This window comes from Achromobacter sp. DH1f (genome assembly GCF_000633435.1).
Taxonomy (GTDB): domain Bacteria; phylum Pseudomonadota; class Gammaproteobacteria; order Burkholderiales; family Burkholderiaceae_B; genus Achromobacter; species Achromobacter deleyi.
The window spans coordinates 388542-403565 of sequence record NZ_AYMF01000006.1; the positions used below are offsets into that span (position 1 = coordinate 388542).

12 protein-coding genes are annotated in these 15024 nt (G+C 67.0%); 6 read left to right on the forward strand and 6 right to left on the reverse strand.

All coding sequences use genetic code 11. The features are described 5' to 3' along the window. Window positions 1-34: 34 nt before the first annotated feature. Window positions 35-1534: a PLP-dependent aminotransferase family protein gene (locus U858_RS0104610; RefSeq protein WP_025136014.1), complete on the forward strand. Its 1500-nt coding sequence runs from the start codon at window positions 35-37 to the stop codon at window positions 1532-1534. A 27-nt stretch (window positions 1535-1561) separates the two neighbouring features. On the opposite strand, the gene U858_RS0104615 is transcribed toward U858_RS0104610, so the two are convergent. From U858_RS0104615 to prfB, 4 genes are all read right to left on the reverse strand, one after another. Beyond that, entirely contained in the window at window positions 1562-1885 is a 324-nt protein-coding gene (locus U858_RS0104615) for a hypothetical protein (protein WP_025136015.1), read from the reverse strand. Window positions 1886-1900: 15 nt separating this feature from the next. Then, complete coding sequence (gene lysS, locus U858_RS0104620) at window positions 1901-3424, reverse strand: lysine--tRNA ligase (RefSeq protein ID WP_025136016.1); 1524 nt, start codon at window positions 3422-3424, stop codon at window positions 1901-1903. Between the two features lie 9 nt (window positions 3425-3433). Beyond that, window positions 3434-4189, reverse strand: a complete 756-nt coding sequence (locus U858_RS0104625) for an SDR family oxidoreductase (RefSeq protein ID WP_025136017.1) — start codon at window positions 4187-4189, stop codon at window positions 3434-3436. 42 nt (window positions 4190-4231) lie between these two features. Beyond that, a protein-coding gene (gene prfB, locus U858_RS0104630) for a peptide chain release factor 2 (RefSeq protein WP_115596926.1) occupies window positions 4232-5336 on the reverse strand; the annotation gives its coding sequence in 2 pieces (ribosomal slippage) (window positions 4232-5254 and window positions 5256-5336; 1104 coding nt in all). Window positions 5337-5601: 265 nt separating this feature from the next. On the opposite strand from prfB, the gene U858_RS0104635 reads away from it, so the two are divergent. Then, a complete protein-coding gene (locus U858_RS0104635) occupies window positions 5602-6912 on the forward strand; it encodes an MFS transporter (protein ID WP_025136019.1) in 1311 nt (436 codons plus the stop codon). 54 nt (window positions 6913-6966) lie between these two features. On the opposite strand, the gene recJ is transcribed toward U858_RS0104635, so the two are convergent. Both recJ and U858_RS0104645 read right to left on the reverse strand, forming a co-directional pair. Continuing rightward, the gene (recJ, locus tag U858_RS0104640) at window positions 6967-8667 is read right to left on the reverse strand and encodes a single-stranded-DNA-specific exonuclease RecJ (protein WP_025136020.1); all 1701 of its coding nucleotides are present in this window, start codon (window positions 8665-8667) and stop codon (window positions 6967-6969) included. Then, window positions 8649-9590, reverse strand: a complete 942-nt coding sequence (locus U858_RS0104645; protein ID WP_025136021.1) for a hypothetical protein — start codon at window positions 9588-9590, stop codon at window positions 8649-8651. Before U858_RS0104645 ends, recJ begins: the two co-directional genes overlap by 19 nt. A 178-nt stretch (window positions 9591-9768) precedes the next feature. Between U858_RS0104645 and U858_RS0104650 the strand changes: the two genes are divergently transcribed. From U858_RS0104650 to U858_RS0104665, 4 genes are all read left to right on the forward strand, one after another. Continuing rightward, on the forward strand, window positions 9769-11001 hold the full coding sequence (locus U858_RS0104650) for a lipoprotein-releasing ABC transporter permease subunit (RefSeq protein ID WP_025136022.1): 1233 nt from the start codon (window positions 9769-9771) through the stop codon (window positions 10999-11001). Continuing rightward, complete coding sequence (locus U858_RS0104655; RefSeq protein ID WP_025136023.1) at window positions 10994-11677, forward strand: ABC transporter ATP-binding protein; 684 nt, start codon at window positions 10994-10996, stop codon at window positions 11675-11677. Before U858_RS0104650 ends, U858_RS0104655 begins: the two co-directional genes overlap by 8 nt. Before the next feature lie 67 nt (window positions 11678-11744). After that, complete coding sequence (locus U858_RS0104660) at window positions 11745-12563, forward strand: TatD family hydrolase (protein ID WP_025136024.1); 819 nt, start codon at window positions 11745-11747, stop codon at window positions 12561-12563. A gap of 206 nt (window positions 12564-12769) precedes the next feature. After that, the gene (locus U858_RS0104665) at window positions 12770-15022 is read left to right on the forward strand and encodes a TonB-dependent siderophore receptor (protein WP_025136025.1); all 2253 of its coding nucleotides are present in this window, start codon (window positions 12770-12772) and stop codon (window positions 15020-15022) included. Window positions 15023-15024: the final 2 nt, after the last annotated feature.

A 15024-nucleotide genomic window follows, 5' to 3' on the forward strand; every position in this document is an offset into this window, starting at 1 on the left:
CGACACTTCATTGTGCGGCTTTCAGGCAGACCACATGAGCAAGGCATTCGAACTGGAAACCCTGAAGATCCGCATGGCCGATGCGGATCTTCAATGGCTGGACCTGCACCAGCGCATCCAGCGTGCGCTGGGGGCGTTGATCCTGGACGGGGCGCTGGGCGCGGGTGTGAAGCTGCCCGCGACGCGTACCCTGGCGCAGTCGCTGGGCGTAGCGCGGGACACCGTCGAAAATGCCTACGTGCAGCTGCACCGTGACGGCTTCATTTCCCGTCGCAAGGGCTCGGGCAGCTACGTGTCCGCCACCCTCGGCGCGGACCTGCGCGGGGCGGCCGGCCGGCGCGTCAAGGCCCCGCCACGCGCAGCCACGGTAGCCGCGCCTGGCGAAGGCCTGAGCCGGCGAGGCCGTTCGATCTTCGATAGCGGCGGCGTGGCCGACCAGCAGGCGATCCAGCCGTTCGCCACCGGGCTGCCCGAGACGCGGACGTTTCCCACCGAGGTCTGGGAACGGCTGCAACGCCAGGTGCTCAAGGAACATCGCGGCCATGTGTTGCTGCATGGTGATCCGCAGGGAGCCGAGCCGCTGCGCAAGGCGATTGCCACCTATCTGAACCTGGAACGCGGCGCCAAGGTGACGGCGCGTCAGATCGTGGTGCTGAGCAGCACGCGCCAGGCGCTGTTCCTGTGCGCGCAGCTGCTGGCCGACGCCGGCAAGCCGATCCTGCTGGAGAACCCCGGCTACTTTGGCGCGCGCAAGGCGTTCGAATTCGCCGAGGCCCGCATCGTGCCGATCGACGTGGACGCGCAGGGCATTCGCACGGACTTGCTACGCGCCGACCGCAGCGGCGCCGCCTGCGTCTACGTGACGCCGTCGCATCAATACCCCACCGGGGCGACGCTGTCGCTGGCGCGCCGGCTGGAATTGACCCGCTGGGCCGGCGAAACCGGCAAGTGGATCATCGAAGACGACTACGACAGCGAATTCCACTACGACGGCTTGCCGACCGCCTGTGTGCAGGGCCTGGACAAACACGGCCGTACGATCTATCTCGGCACGTTCAGCAAGACGCTGTTTCCGGGGTTGCGGATGGGGTACATGGCGTTGCCCGAGGAACTGGTGGACGCCTTCAGCCGCGCGCGCAGCATCGTCGACGGGCACACGCCGCAGATCCTGCAACTGACTTTGGCGCGCTTCATGGACGATGGGCACTACAACTCGCATGTGCGCGCCATGCGCAAGCTGTATGCGGCGCGGCGCGAGGTCATGCTGGACGCGGTGGCGCGCCACTTGCAAGGCGTGGCACGGGCGGTGCGGCCCGAAGGGGGATTGCAGATTCCCTGCCTGCTGGAACCGGGTTGGTCCGAGGCGGACACGATCCGCCGGGCGGCCGCGGCCGGCGTGGCGTTGCCAGGGCTGAGCCGCCTGTATGCGGGGCCGGTGCAACAGCAGGGGTGGCTGCTGGGCTACGCGTCGCTGAGCGCCCACGAAATCGAGACGGCCATGCGGCGCCTGGCCGGAGCCTTGCGCCGCGCGTAGCGGTTTGTGAGAAGGAGAAGCGCCGCGTCAGCCGCGGCGCTTGAAGAAGGCGCCGACGCCGCAGGCGATGGCAATGGCCAGCAGGGCGCCGGCAATGGTGAGCAGGAAGTCGGCTTCGCCGTGATAGCCGCCGCCGGTGACGCCACCGGCGACGCTGCCCATCCAGATCACCGCGGTGATCAGCGCGCCCGACAGGCCCAGCGCGGCGGCCAGGCACAAGGCAATGAACAGCGGCGAGCGCCGCACGGGCGCCGGGCCTGCGGCATAGCCGCCACGGCCGCGCCGTGGCGGCATCACCATGTAGAACAACGCGGCCACGACCGCGGCCAGCATCAGGATCTTGAAGATCATGATGCGGCGCGCGATTTAGTCTTCACGGCGCAGGTGCGGGAAGAGGATGACGTCGCGGATGCTGGGGCTGTCGGTCAGCAGCATGACCAGGCGGTCGATGCCGATGCCGCAGCCGCCCGTGGGGGGCATGCCGTATTCCAGCGCACGGATGTAGTCGGCGTCGTAGTACATCGCTTCTTCGTCGCCGGCGTCCTTGGCCTCGACCTGCGAGCGGAAGCGTTCGGCCTGGTCTTCGGGGTCGTTCAGTTCGGAGAAGCCGTTGGCGATTTCGCGGCCCGTCATGAACAGCTCGAAGCGCTCGGTGATGCCTTCGCGCGAGTCGGAGGCGCGCGCCAGCGGCGAGACTTCGACCGGGTAGTCGATGATGTAGGTGGGGTTCCAGAGCTTGGCTTCGGCGGTTTCCTCGAACAGCGCCAGCTGCAGCGCGCCCAGGCCGGCGCGTGCCAGGACCGGGCCGTCGGCATCGACGCCGAACTTCTTGAGTTCGGTGCGCACGAAGGCGGGGTCGTCCAGTTGGGCCTGGGTGTAGCCGGGCGCGTACTTGAGAATGGCTTCGCAGATGGTCAGCCGGTCGAACGGCTTGGAAAGGTCCAGCTCACGTTCCTGGTAGGTCAGCACGGCGCTACCGGTGGCCGAGATGGCGGCCTGACGGATCAGTTCTTCGGTGAAGTCCATGAGCCAGCGGTAGTCCGCGAAGGCTGCATAGAATTCCATCATCGTGAATTCCGGATTGTGGCGCGGGCTGACGCCTTCGTTGCGGAAGTTGCGGTTGACTTCGAACACGCGTTCGAATCCGCCGACGATGAGGCGCTTGAGGTAGAGCTCGGGCGCGATGCGCAGGAACATTTCCATGTCCAGCGCGTTGTGGTGCGTGACGAACGGCTTGGCCGCCGCGCCGCCCGGGATCGGGTGCAGCATCGGCGTTTCGACTTCCAGGAAGCCGGCGTTGAGCATGAACTGGCGGATGCTGCCCACGGCCTTGCTGCGCGCTTCGAACGTGCGGCGCGTGGCGTCGGTCATGATGAGGTCGACGTAGCGCTGGCGGTAGCGCAGTTCCTGGTCGGCCACGCCGTGGAACTTGTCCGGCAGCGGACGCAGCGACTTGGACAGCAGGCGCGCCGTGGCGGCGTGCACCGACAGTTCGCCCTTGTTGGTCTTGAAGACCGACCCTTCGATTGCGATGATGTCGCCGATATCCCATTGCTTGAACGCGGCGTAGTTGTCTTCGCCCAGCGTGCCGCGGTCCAGGTAGATCTGGATGCGGCCGGTGCTGTCTTGCAGGGTGGCGAAGCTGGCCTTGCCCATGACGCGCTTGAGCATCATGCGGCCGGCGACCTTGACGGTGACGGCGGCGGCGGCCAGGGCTTCCTGTTCCTCGCCGTCGTACTTGTCGTGCAGGGCGGCGGCGCGGGCGTCGGGAACGAAATCGTTGGGATACGCGACCCCGGTTTCGCGCAGTTTGGCCAGCTTGGCGCGCCGTTCGGCGATCAAGCGGTTTTCATCCTGGGCGGTTGCCGGAGCGGTCGTGTGGTCGGTCATGGTCGGGGATCAGTCGTAATTGCGGATGTCGTCGATTTCGGTGGTGCCGAAATCGTCGCGGTCCAGGTAGGCGAGGATGCGGGAGGCCACGTTGGCGGGCGAGGACAGCTTGCCGGTGGCGTGGAAGTCCTGGAACTTGGCCAGCGCCGGGAAGCTCTCGACGCTGCTGGAGCGGATGGCGGCCTGCATGTCGGTGTCGACGATGCCGGGGGCCAGCGAAACGATGCGCGCGCCGCTTTCGCCCTGTTCCTGCTTGACCACGCGCGAGTACATGTCGAGCGCGGCCTTGGTGGCGCAGTAGACGCCCCAGCCGGCGGTGGGGTTGCGGCCCGCGCCGGACGAGATGTTGAGCACGCGGCGGTCGGCGGCAAGGTCTTCGACGGCGGCCAGGAAGCGCGCGGTCAGCAGCATCACGGCCGTGACGTTCAGGTTGAAGGCGGCGGCGATGGCCGGGCCGTCGATCAGCGCGTCGGTACCGGACACGGGGTGCACGGTGCCGGCGTTGTTGATCAGCAGGTAGCGGCGCGCGTCGCGCGGCAGGGCGCCGCAGATGCGCTGGGCGGCGGCATCGGCCGCAGCCAGGTCGGAGAGGTCCACGGACAGCTGTTCCAGCTGCACGTCCTGCGAGCGGGCGTAGGCGGCCAGTTCGGGGTCTTCGCGGCGCGCCAGGGTAAAGAGGCGCGTGCCCGGTTTGACCAGGCCGCGCGCCATGGCGGCGCCGATGCCGCGCGAAGCGCCGGTGAGAATTGCGATGGTGTCAGACATTCGTGGACCCTCTGGGTGCGGTGGGCGGAACTAGCGGGAAACTCAGACGCCTTGCTTCAGGCTGGCCTGGATGAAGGGATCCAGGTCGCCGTCCAGCACTTTCTGCGTGTTCGAGATTTCGACGTTGGTGCGCAGGTCCTTGATGCGGCTCTGGTCCAGCACGTAGGAACGGATCTGGTGGCCCCAGCCCACATCGGTCTTGGAGTCTTCCAGCTTCTGCTGTTCGGCCATGCGGTTGCGCATTTCCAGCTCGTAGAGCTTGGATTTCAGCATCTGCATGGCTTCGGCGCGGTTGCGGTGCTGCGAGCGGTCGTTCTGGCACTGCACCACGATGCCGGTGGGTATGTGGGTCAGGCGCACGGCCGAGTCGGTCTTGTTGATGTGCTGGCCGCCCGCGCCGGACGCGCGGTAGGTGTCCACGCGCAGGTCGGCGGGGTTCACTTCGACTTCGAAGGAATCGTCGACTTCCGGGTAGACGAACACGCTGGCAAACGACGTATGGCGGCCGCCCGACGAGTCGAACGGGCTCTTGCGCACCAGGCGGTGCACGCCGGTTTCGGTGCGCAGATAGCCAAAGGCGTATTCGCCTTCGATCTTGATCGTGGCGGACTTGAGGCCGGCGACTTCGCCTTCGGATTCTTCAAGGATCTCGGCCTTGAAGCCCTTGCGTTCGGCGTACTTGAGGTACTGGCGCAGCAGCATCGAGGCCCAGTCCTGCGCTTCTGTGCCGCCCGCGCCTGCCTGGATGTCCAGGAAGCAGTTCAGGGGGTCGGCCGGATTGGAGAACATGCGGCGGAATTCCAGGCCTTCCAGTTTTTCCTGGAACGCGTCGGCGTCCGATTCGATGGATTCCAGCGTGGCGTCGTCGTTGTCGGCGGCGGCCAGTTCGAACAGTTCGTTCGAGTCGGCCAAGCCCGTGCCCAGGCCGGTCAGCGTTTCCACGACGTCTTCGAGGGCTTTCTTTTCACGGCCCAGGTCCTGGGCGTGCTTGGGGTCGTTCCAGACGGCCGGGTCTTCGAGCTCGGCGTTTACGACTTGCAGGCGTTCAGTTTTGGCATCGTAGTCAAAGATACCTCCGTAGAGCCTGTTCGCGCTCCGCGTAGTCGGCGAGGCGGGCTGCGAGCTGGTTCTGACGTTCGGCTTCCATGATGATCCTGTCTGATGACTTTTGTGCGAAACCTGGCATTTTACCGTGGATGGAGCCGGCTTGCGGGCCGGGGTGGCAAGAAAGGGGACGGATTGGTCGGAAATGCCTTCTAGGGGTTTGCGCGCAGAGGGGCGAGTTGTTCAGTTTTTTGTCAACTGCGGGATTCTAGGCTTGGTGGCCGGCCCATATGTCCCCTGTCCGGGGACCGGGACCGCGCAAGATGCCGGCAACCAGCCGGCCTATCCCGTTAGAGGAGGAGACGTTGATGGAACACACTATGGCCCCCGGGGTCTCGCCGGCGATCCCGGCGGCTGAGGAGGACCGGATCTACCGCAAGGTGGGGTGGCGGCTGGTGCCGCTTTTGGTGGTTTGCTATGTCGTGGCCTACCTGGACCGCGTCAATGTGGGCTTTGCCAAACTGCAGATGCTGCAGGAGCTTCAATTCAGCGAGACGGTCTACGGCCTGGGCGCAGGGATATTCTTCATCGGCTATTTCCTGTTCGAGATTCCCAGCAACATCATTCTTCATAAAGTGGGTGCGCGCGTCTGGATTGCGCGGATCATGATCACGTGGGGCATCATTTCGGCCTGCATGATGTTCGTGTCCAGCGTGCACATGTTCTATTTCCTGCGCTTTCTGCTGGGCGCGGCCGAAGCCGGGTTCTTCCCGGGCATCATTCTTTACCTGACCTACTGGTATCCCGCCGCCCGCCGCGGCCGCATCACGACCTTCTTCATGACGGCCGTGCCGATGTCCGGACTGATCGGCGGCCCGATCTCGGGCTGGATCATGAGCACCTTCCATGGCGACCACGGCCTGTCCGGGTGGCAATGGCTGTTCCTGCTCGAAGGCATTCCGTCGGTGATCATCGGCGTGCTGGTGCTGATCTACCTGGACGACCGCATCAACAAGGCCAAGTGGCTGACCGCCAACGAAAAGGCCGTGCTGATCCGCAATATCGCGGCCGAAGAGCAGCACAAGGAAGATCCGCCGATCCGCGCTGCGCTGACCCGTCCGCGGGTGTGGGCGATGGCACTGATCTACTTCTCGTTCGTGATGGGGCTGTACGGGGTGGGGTTCTGGATGCCGACGCTGATCAAGAGCACCGGCGTGCAAAGCCCGCTGGCGATCGGCCTGTTGACCGCGGTGCCGAACCTGTTCGCGGTGATCGGCATGATCCTGATCGCGCGCAACTCGGACCGCAACCGCGAACGCCGCTGGCACGTGGCGATTCCGGCGCTGTTCGGCGCGCTGGGCCTGCTGTTCTCTGCCATCTGGAGCGGCAACACGGTGCTGGCGATTCTGGCGCTGACGGTGGCCAACATCGGCATCTGCACGGTGCTGCCGCTGTTCTGGAGCCTGCCGACCGCCTTGCTGGGCGGCACCGCCGCCGCGGCCGGCATCGCGCTGATCAACTCGGTGGGTAACCTGGCCGGCTTCGTCAGCCCGTATCTGGTGGGCTGGCTCAAGGATATGACCGGCACCACCAACACCGGCCTGTACATGCTGTCCGGCTGCCTGGTGGTGGGCGCGCTGGTGGCGCTGGCGCAACCGGCCAAGCTGGTCAACAAGTAACGCGCGGGGCTTGATAAGACAAGGGCGCTTCCCGAGGGAAGCGCCCTTGCTTTTCTAGCCGGCGTGTTCGATGACCAACTGCACCGACACCATCCCGTTCCACACGTTCTGCTCCAGCCGGTACGCCGCCTGGATGTGTTCCGGCAGCGACTGGTCGTGGCCGAACCAGATGGCGTCAAAGCGCTGGTGGCCGCGTTCGAGCGACAGCTTCAGGTGCTTTTCGCCGACCAGGCGCTGGTTGCGCACCACGAATTCGTCCAGGAACAGCGGCGCGGCAAAGCCTGCGCCCCAGACCTGCTGCTGCAGCATGCCGGCCACTTCGGCGTTGGCATAGCCCGATTCCAGCGAGCCGTCGGTTTCGATGACGGGTTCGAAGGTGTCGCGGCCGGTCAGTTCGCGCACGGCGGCATCGAAGGCGGGAGCGAAGGCGGGGAAATCGTCCTTGCCCAGCGTCAGGCCGGCCGCCATGGCGTGGCCGCCGAACTTGCGGATCAGGTTGGGGTGGCGTTTGGACACCAGGTCCAGCGCATCGCGCAGGTGCACGTCGGGAATCGAGCGGCCCGAGCCGCGGATCTCGTCGTCGCCCGCGGGGGCGAAGGCCAGGGTGGGGCGCCAGAATTTTTCTTTCAGGCGCGAGGCCACCAGGCCCACCACGCCCTGGTGCCAGCCCGGGTCGAACACGCAGACCGTGGCGCCGGCCGAGGCGTTGGGTTCTTCCATGGCGGCCAGCGCCTGTTCGCGCATTTCGGCTTCGATGGTGCGGCGTTCGCGGTTGATGTTGTCGAGCTCGCGCGCCATTTCCAGCGCCTGGGCTTCGTCGTCGGTGGTCAGGCAGGCGATGCCCAGGCTCATGTCGGCCAGGCGGCCGGCGGCGTTGATGCGCGGGCCCAGGGCAAAGCCCAGGTCAAAGCCGTTGGCGGTGCGCGGTTCGCGGCCGGCCACGGCGAACAGGGCGCGCAGGCCCGGCTGCAGGCGGCCGCTGCGCATGCGCTGCAGGCCCTGGGTGACCAGCAGGCGGTTGTTGGCGTCCAGCTTGACCACGTCGGCCACCGTACCCAGGGCCACCAGGTCGGACAGCGCGTCCAGCCGCGGCCCGCCGTCGGCCGCGTAGACGCCGCGGCGGCGCAGCTCGGCGCGCAGCGCCAGCATCATGTAGAAGATGACGCCTACGCCCGCCAGGTTCTTGGACGGGAAGCCGCAGCCCGGCTGGTTCGGGTTGACGATGGCCAGGGCCTCGGGCAGCGTGTCGCCGGGCAAGTGGTGGTCGGTGATGACCACGCCGATGCCGGCGTCGTTGGCCGCGGCCACGCCGTCGACGCTGGCGATGCCGTTGTCCACCGTGATGATGATGTCGGGCTTGCCGCTGCGGTGGCGGCAGGCCAGTTCGACCACGGCGGGCGACAGGCCGTAGCCGGTCTCGAAGCGGTTGGGCACGAGGAAGTCGACGTCGGCGCCCATGGCCGACAGGGCGCGCAGGCCGACGGCGCAGGCGGTGGCGCCGTCGCAGTCGTAGTCGGCCACGATCAAGAGTTTCTTGCCGGCCTGGATGGCGTCGGCCAGCACGCCGGCCGCGTGCGCCGAATGCGTCAGCCCAGCGGGCGGCAACAGTGACGGCCAGGCCAGCTTGGTCTGGTCGGGATGGGTGACGCCGCGGGCGGCCCACAGGCGCGCCAGCAGGGGATGGATGCCCGAGGCTTCCAGGACGTGGCAGGCGGACAGGTCGGCCCGGCGGATGGTTAAGCGGGGTGAGACCACCAGGCGCTCCAGTTTTTCTTGGGGGCGGGCAGCAAGCCCAGCAGGCCCCCGCGCGGTTTCAGGGTGAGGGCGGCGCTGCGGTCGTCGCCCAGCAGCAGCAGTTCGGCGGGCGTGGCGGGCAGGCCGTTGGGGCCGGCCAGCGGTTGCAGCTGCGTATCGAGTTCAGCCAGGGCATCGAGCCAGGCGGCCCAGTCGCCCGCGCGTTGCGGCGCGTCCAGGGCGGTCAGCACGTGCGCGCTGGGGGCGGCCGGGCGCTGCGGCCACGGCGTGCCGCCGCCATACAGCCACAGGGCATTGACGGGCGGCAGGCCGCGCGCGGCGCGGGCGTCGTTGACGGGATGCTCGTGCCAGGCCATCTGGATTTCATTGAGCAGGCGGCGCCAGGGGCGGGTTTCGGTGTCCTGGCGCCACCAGTCGTTCAGGCGCAGGCCGGCCACGGCCAGCGGGCTGGCGGTCTGGGGCCGCAGGCCGTCGGGCAGTTGCAGGCGCCAGCGCGCCGCCGACAGCGGTTGGACGGTGAAACCGGTGCCTTCGAACAGCGGGCGGGCGGTGTCCAGCAGCGCGGCGGTTTCTTCGTCGCGCAGGTCCATCTGGGCCGGGTCGAGCAACGTGGCCTGGTCGGTGCCCAGGGCCAGGTGCACCAGCTCGGCCAGCCAGACGGGGCCATTGCCGGCCGAGTCGTCAGTCAGCAGCGGGCCCAGGCCGGCGCCTTGCAGCAGGCCGGGTTCGGGCGCGTAGCCGGCCCGGTCCAGCTGCCAGGATTCGAAGGGGGTACAGCCGTAGGCGCGGATGTCGTGGGCCTGGACCCGGGCGCTGGCGGCTTGCAGCCAGCGGTGCAGCGTGGGCGCGCGCTGGGGCAGGAGCTTGGCCAGTTCGGCGGCAACGGGAAGGGCGGGCAAGGCGCCCGGAATGACGATCAGCATGGGCGCGATTGTAGTCGCTGGCCGCCCGGGGAACTAAGGCCGGCCCCGATTGCCATACGTTGACACGGCTGGTCGTCCAATCCCACATCCGCGGGGCGGTTTTCCAGTCGGTTAATGCCATAATGCGCACGTGCTGAAAATACCCTACGAACTCTGGATCGGCGCCCGCTATGCCGGGTTGGCCCGAATCCGCCAGCGAGGCGGCCGCCGCGATCGCTTCATCTCTTTCATCGCTGCCAGTTCCATGGCGGGCATCGCGCTGGGCGTCGCCGCCCTGATCGTGGTGCTGTCGGTCATGAACGGCTTCCAGAAAGAGGTCCGCGACCGCATGCTGTCGGTGCTGCCGCACATCGAACTCTACATTCCCGGCGCTGCGCCCGAGCGCGTATTGGAGCAATGGCAGCAGTTCTCCGATGCGGCCAAGCGCAATCCCGAGGTCAAGGCCGGCGCGCCCTTCGTGGCGGCGCAGGGCATGCTGGTGCGGGGGCAGGCGCTGCGCGGGGTGCAGGTGCGCGGCATCGATCCGGGCACCGAAGGCAATGTCTCGGACCTGCCGCGCCAGATGGTCTCGGGCAAGCTGACCGACCTGAAACCGGGCGGCTTCGGCGTGGTGCTGGGCAACGAGCTGGCCGACGGCATGGGCGTCAAAGTGGGCGATACGCTGCTGATGATGGCGCCGCAGGGCTCCATCAGCCCGGCCGGCTTCGCGCCGCGCATGCGCCAGTTCACGGTGGTGGGCGTGTTCTCGTCGGGCCACTATGAATACGATTCGTCGCTGGCCTTCGTGGACAACGACGACGCGGCCAAGGTCTTTCGCGACAGCGGCACCGCCGGTGTGCGCCTGCGCATCGCCGACATGCAGAAGGCGCCCGAAGTGGCCGCCGAACTGCGCAAGGTGCTGCCGCCGTACGTCATGGCCAGCGACTGGTCGCGCAACAATCGCACCTGGTTCGCGGCGGTGCAGACCGAAAAGCGCATGATGTTCCTGATCCTGGCGCTGATCGTCGCGGTGGCGGCGTTCAACCTGCTGTCCTCGCTGGTGATGGCCGTCAAGGACAAGCAATCCGACATCGCCATCCTGCGCACCCTGGGCGCGGGGCCGGGCGAAGTGGCCCGCATCTTCCTGGTGCAGGGCGCCCTGATCGGCGTGATCGGCACTTTCCTGGGCGTGGTGGGTGGCATCATCATCGCCTACAACGTCGACGTGATCGTGCCCTTCATCGAGCGCATGCTGGGCGTGCACTTCCTGCCGCGCGAGGTCTATTTCATCAGCGCCTTGCCGTCTGACCCCCAGATGGGCGACATCATGGTCATCGGCCTGACGTCCCTGGTGCTGTCGCTGCTGGCGACCTTGTACCCCAGTTGGCGCGCTTCGCGCCTGCAACCCGCACAGGTGCTGCGCCATGATTGATTCCCTGACGCCGGCGCTGCATGCCGACAACATCGTCAAGGTCTATGACGAAGGCCCGGCCCGCATCGAAGTCCTGAGCAATGTCACCCTGACGGTGGCGCGCGGCGAAATGGTGGCCATCGTGGGCGCATCCGGGTCCGGCAAGAGCACCTTGCTGCACATCCTGGGCTTGCTCGACGTGCCCACCAGCGGCGCGGTCTCGGTGGATGGCCAGTTGGCCGTCGGCCTGTCCGAAGCCCGCAAGAGCGCGGTGCGCAACCGCAGCCTGGGCTTCGTGTACCAGTTCCACCATTTGCTGCCGGAATTCTCGGCGCTGGACAACGTGGCCATGCCGCTCATCGTGCGCCGCGAAAATCGCGACAAGGCGCGCGAGGCGGCACGCGAAGTGCTGGGCCTGGTGGGCCTGGCGGCGCGCGAAGGGCACTACCCCGGCCAGTTGTCGGGCGGTGAACGCCAGCGCGTGGCGTTGGCGCGCGCGCTGGTGACGCGTCCGGTCTGCGTGCTGGCCGACGAGCCCACCGGCAACCTGGACCGCCATACCGCGCACAACATGTTCGAGCTGCTGACCCGGGTCAACAAAGAATCGGGCACGGCCTTTGCCATCGTCACGCACGATCCCGAACTGGCCGCGCGCGCCGATCGCCAGCTGTTGATGGAAAACGGCCGGCTCGTCTGACGTCTCGGCCCCAGGCAGTATCCGCCCGCCCCATGGCGGGGGGATAATCCTCCCAGGAGGCCCCGCCATGCTGATCGACACCCACTGCCACCTGGACGCTGCCGAGTTCGATGCCGACCGCCGGCAGGTCGCCGAGCACGCCTGCGAGGCCGGCGTCCAATCGATCGTCATTCCCGCCGTCGAACGCGCCAATTTTTCGGTGGTGCGCGACCTGGCCGCGCAGGTGGCCGGCGGCGCCTACGCGCTGGGCATCCATCCCCTGTACGTGCAGCGGGCGTCAGAGGACGACCTGGACGCGCTGCGCAGCGCCGTCAAGCAGGCCCTGGGCGATCCGCGCTTCGTGGCCATCGGCGAGATCGGGCTGGACTTCTTCGTGCCCGAGATCGCGTCCGGCGAACCGCGGGCGCGGCAGGAACGCTTCTATGCCGCCCAATTGGCGCTGGCCGTCGAGTTCAAGCTGCCCGTGCTGCTGCACGTGCGTAAATCGCAAGACATCCTGCTGAAGTACCTGCGGCGCCATGACCGCGTCGGCGGCATCGCGCACGCCTTCAACGGCAGCGCCCAGCAGGCCCAGGCCTTTGTCGACCAGGGCTTTGCGCTGGGGCTGGGCGGCGCCATGACCTACGAGCGCGCGCTGCAGATTCGCCGCCACGCCACCGACGTGGGGCTGCAGCACCTGGTGCTGGAAACGGATGCGCCGGATATACCGCCAGCCTGGCTGCACCCGCCCGAGCGGCGCAACCGGCCCGGGGAACTGGTCCGCATCGCCCAGGTGCTGGCGGACCTGCGGGGCCTATCCCCTGCGCAGGTGGCGCAGGCCACGACCGCCAACGCCCTGCGGGTGCTGCCGCGCCTGTCTGCCGCCATTCTGGCCGACGCTGACTGAAATTCCGTCCCTGTTTGATACGGTGCAATGCATGACGTTGTCGTGCGGATGCATCATTTTTGTCTGAAATTTCGTAATTCTGTCTGATTCCTGAATAAATTCTGACATTTAGTTGAATTGGTGAATAGCAATAACTATCATTGCCGTTCCTAGAAAATCAGAACGTTGTCGCGGAGCCTGTCGCGGGGCAGGTTCCCAGGAATCCCATGAAAAAGACTGAATCGGCTGTAGCCAATGCCGGAGGTACCGGCTCGTCCACGATTTATGCCGCCATGTGCGGCGCCGCCCTGATGTCCCCGGGGCTGGTGCTGGCGCAGGGCAGCGCGGCGCCCGGCGCCGTGCACCAGTTGTCGCCCGTGCACGTGCAGGGGCAGGCGGTCAGCGATGGCTATGAAGCCAACGTCGCCTCGTCGCCCAAGATGACGGCGCCGCTGCTGGACACGCCGCGCTCGGTCACGGTGATCACCGAGCAGTTGATGCGCGATCGCGCCGCGACCTCGCTGATGGACGTGCTACGCACCGCGCCGGGCATCACCTTCGGGGCCGGCGAAGGCGGCACGCCGACGGGCGACCGGCCGTTCATTCGCGGCTACGAGGCCAGCACCGACATGATGGTCGACGGCATGCGCGACCTGGGCCGGTTCTCGCACGAGACCTTCAACCTGGAATCGGTCGAGATCCTGAAGGGCCCCAGCTCGGCCTATTCCGGCCGCGGTTCGACCGGCGGCAGCATCAACCTGGTCAGCAAGAGCCCGAAGCTCGAGGATTTCGTCGAAGGCTCGGTGGGCTATGGCACGGACAACAACTGGCGCCTGACCGGCGACGCCAACTGGGCGTTCAGCGAAAGCTCGGCCTTCCGCCTGAACGTGATGAAGCAAGGTGGCGACGTGCCCGGCCGCGACCACGTCGAGACCGACCGCTGGGGCGTGGCGCCGTCGTTTGCCTGGGGCTTGGGCACGCCCACCCAGGTGACGCTCAGCTACTACCACCTGCAGAACGACGACACGCCCGACCTGGGCATTCCGTTCAAGAACGAATCGCGCCCGGGTCGCGTGACGCCGCCCAAGGTCGACCGCGACAATTACTACGGCCTGATCGGCCGTGACTACCGCAAGAACCAGGCCGACATGGGCACGCTGATGGTCGAGCACAAGTTCAGCGACTCGCTGAAACTGCGCAACGGCACACGCTACAGCGAATCGCGCAACGAATACGTGATGACGCGCCCGTCGTTCGACAATTGCGCGGCCCGCGTCAGCAACCGCCCCAATCCGGCCTATGGCAGGGCGCCGTGCTCGACCGAAGCGCCCGGCCTGCAGATCAGCAAGGCCTTGCGCACGCTGAACCAGACCAACCGGTCGTTCATCAACCAGACCGACCTGTTCGGCGAGTTCGCCACCGGCGCCATCCGCCACAGCTACGCGGCCGGCCTGGAATACAGCACCGAAAAGATCATCAAGCGCGACGGCATTTCCAGCGGCGGCTTTGACCGCACGCTGCTCGATGACCTGTACCGCCCGAATCCGCACCAGGCCTACACCGGCAGCCTGGCATGGGGCCCCAAGTACGACGCGGCCAAGACCAGCACGCGCGCGGCCTACGTGTTCGACACGATCAAGTTCAGCGAGCAATGGGAAACCAACGTCGGCCTGCGCTACGACAACTACCGCGTGTCCAGCGGCGGCGCGGACCGTACCGATGACATGTGGAACTACCAATTGGGCCTGGTCTACAAGCCGGCGCCCAATGGCAGCATCTACGTGTCGTACGGCACCTCGTCCAACCCGTCCGGCGAAACTGCCGGGCAGTCGGGCGGCGCGGACGGTGCGGCGGGCGGCCGCCTGACCTCGGCCACCGCGGCGCTGGCGCCGGAAAAGAGCCGCAGCATCGAACTGGGCACCAAGTGGGATCTGTTCGACGAGCGCCTGTCGCTGACCGGCGCGGTGTTCGAGACCCGCAAGACCGATGCCCGGTCGGCCGACCCGCTCACGGGCGACATCACCTTGGCGGGCAGCAACCGGGTGCGCGGCGTGGAACTGAGCGCGGCGGGTTCCATCACCCGCAAGTGGCAGGTGTGGGCGGGCTACAGCTACATGGACCCGACGGTCACGAACTACACCAGCGGCGGCACGGACTTCAGCGGCAAGCAGATGAAGTTCATCGCGCGCCAGAGCGCGAGCCTGTGGACCACGTACAAGTTCCTGCCTGAACTGACCGTGGGGGCGGGCGCAACCTACACCGGCAAGCGCTACGTCGACGATGCCAACGTGTACCAGCTGCCGTCTTACTGGCGCTACGACGCCATGGCGGCCTACCAGTTCAACAAGAACTTCGGCCTGCAGCTGAATCTGAACAACCTGACCGACGAAACGATCTACGAGGCGTCGCACGTGGGCCTGTTCAGTTACGTGGCGCCCGGCCGGTCGGCCATGCTGACCGCGACGTTCCGCTACAACTGAAC

Coding starts and splice junctions, on each gene's coding strand:
- U858_RS0104610 (WP_025136014.1), top strand. CDS start 35: ATGAGCAAGGCATTCGAACTGGAAACCCTGAAGATCCGCATGGCCGAT.
- U858_RS0104615 (WP_025136015.1), bottom strand. CDS start 1,885: ATGATCTTCAAGATCCTGATGCTGGCCGCGGTCGTGGCCGCGTTGTTC.
- lysS (WP_025136016.1), bottom strand. CDS start 3,424: ATGACCGACCACACGACCGCTCCGGCAACCGCCCAGGATGAAAACCGC.
- U858_RS0104625 (WP_025136017.1), bottom strand. CDS start 4,189: ATGTCTGACACCATCGCAATTCTCACCGGCGCTTCGCGCGGCATCGGC.
- U858_RS0104635 (WP_025136019.1), top strand. CDS start 5,602: ATGGAACACACTATGGCCCCCGGGGTCTCGCCGGCGATCCCGGCGGCT.
- U858_RS0104645 (WP_025136021.1), bottom strand. CDS start 9,590: ATGCTGATCGTCATTCCGGGCGCCTTGCCCGCCCTTCCCGTTGCCGCC.
- U858_RS0104655 (WP_025136023.1), top strand. CDS start 10,994: ATGATTGATTCCCTGACGCCGGCGCTGCATGCCGACAACATCGTCAAG.
- U858_RS0104660 (WP_025136024.1), top strand. CDS start 11,745: ATGCTGATCGACACCCACTGCCACCTGGACGCTGCCGAGTTCGATGCC.
- U858_RS0104665 (WP_025136025.1), top strand. CDS start 12,770: ATGAAAAAGACTGAATCGGCTGTAGCCAATGCCGGAGGTACCGGCTCG.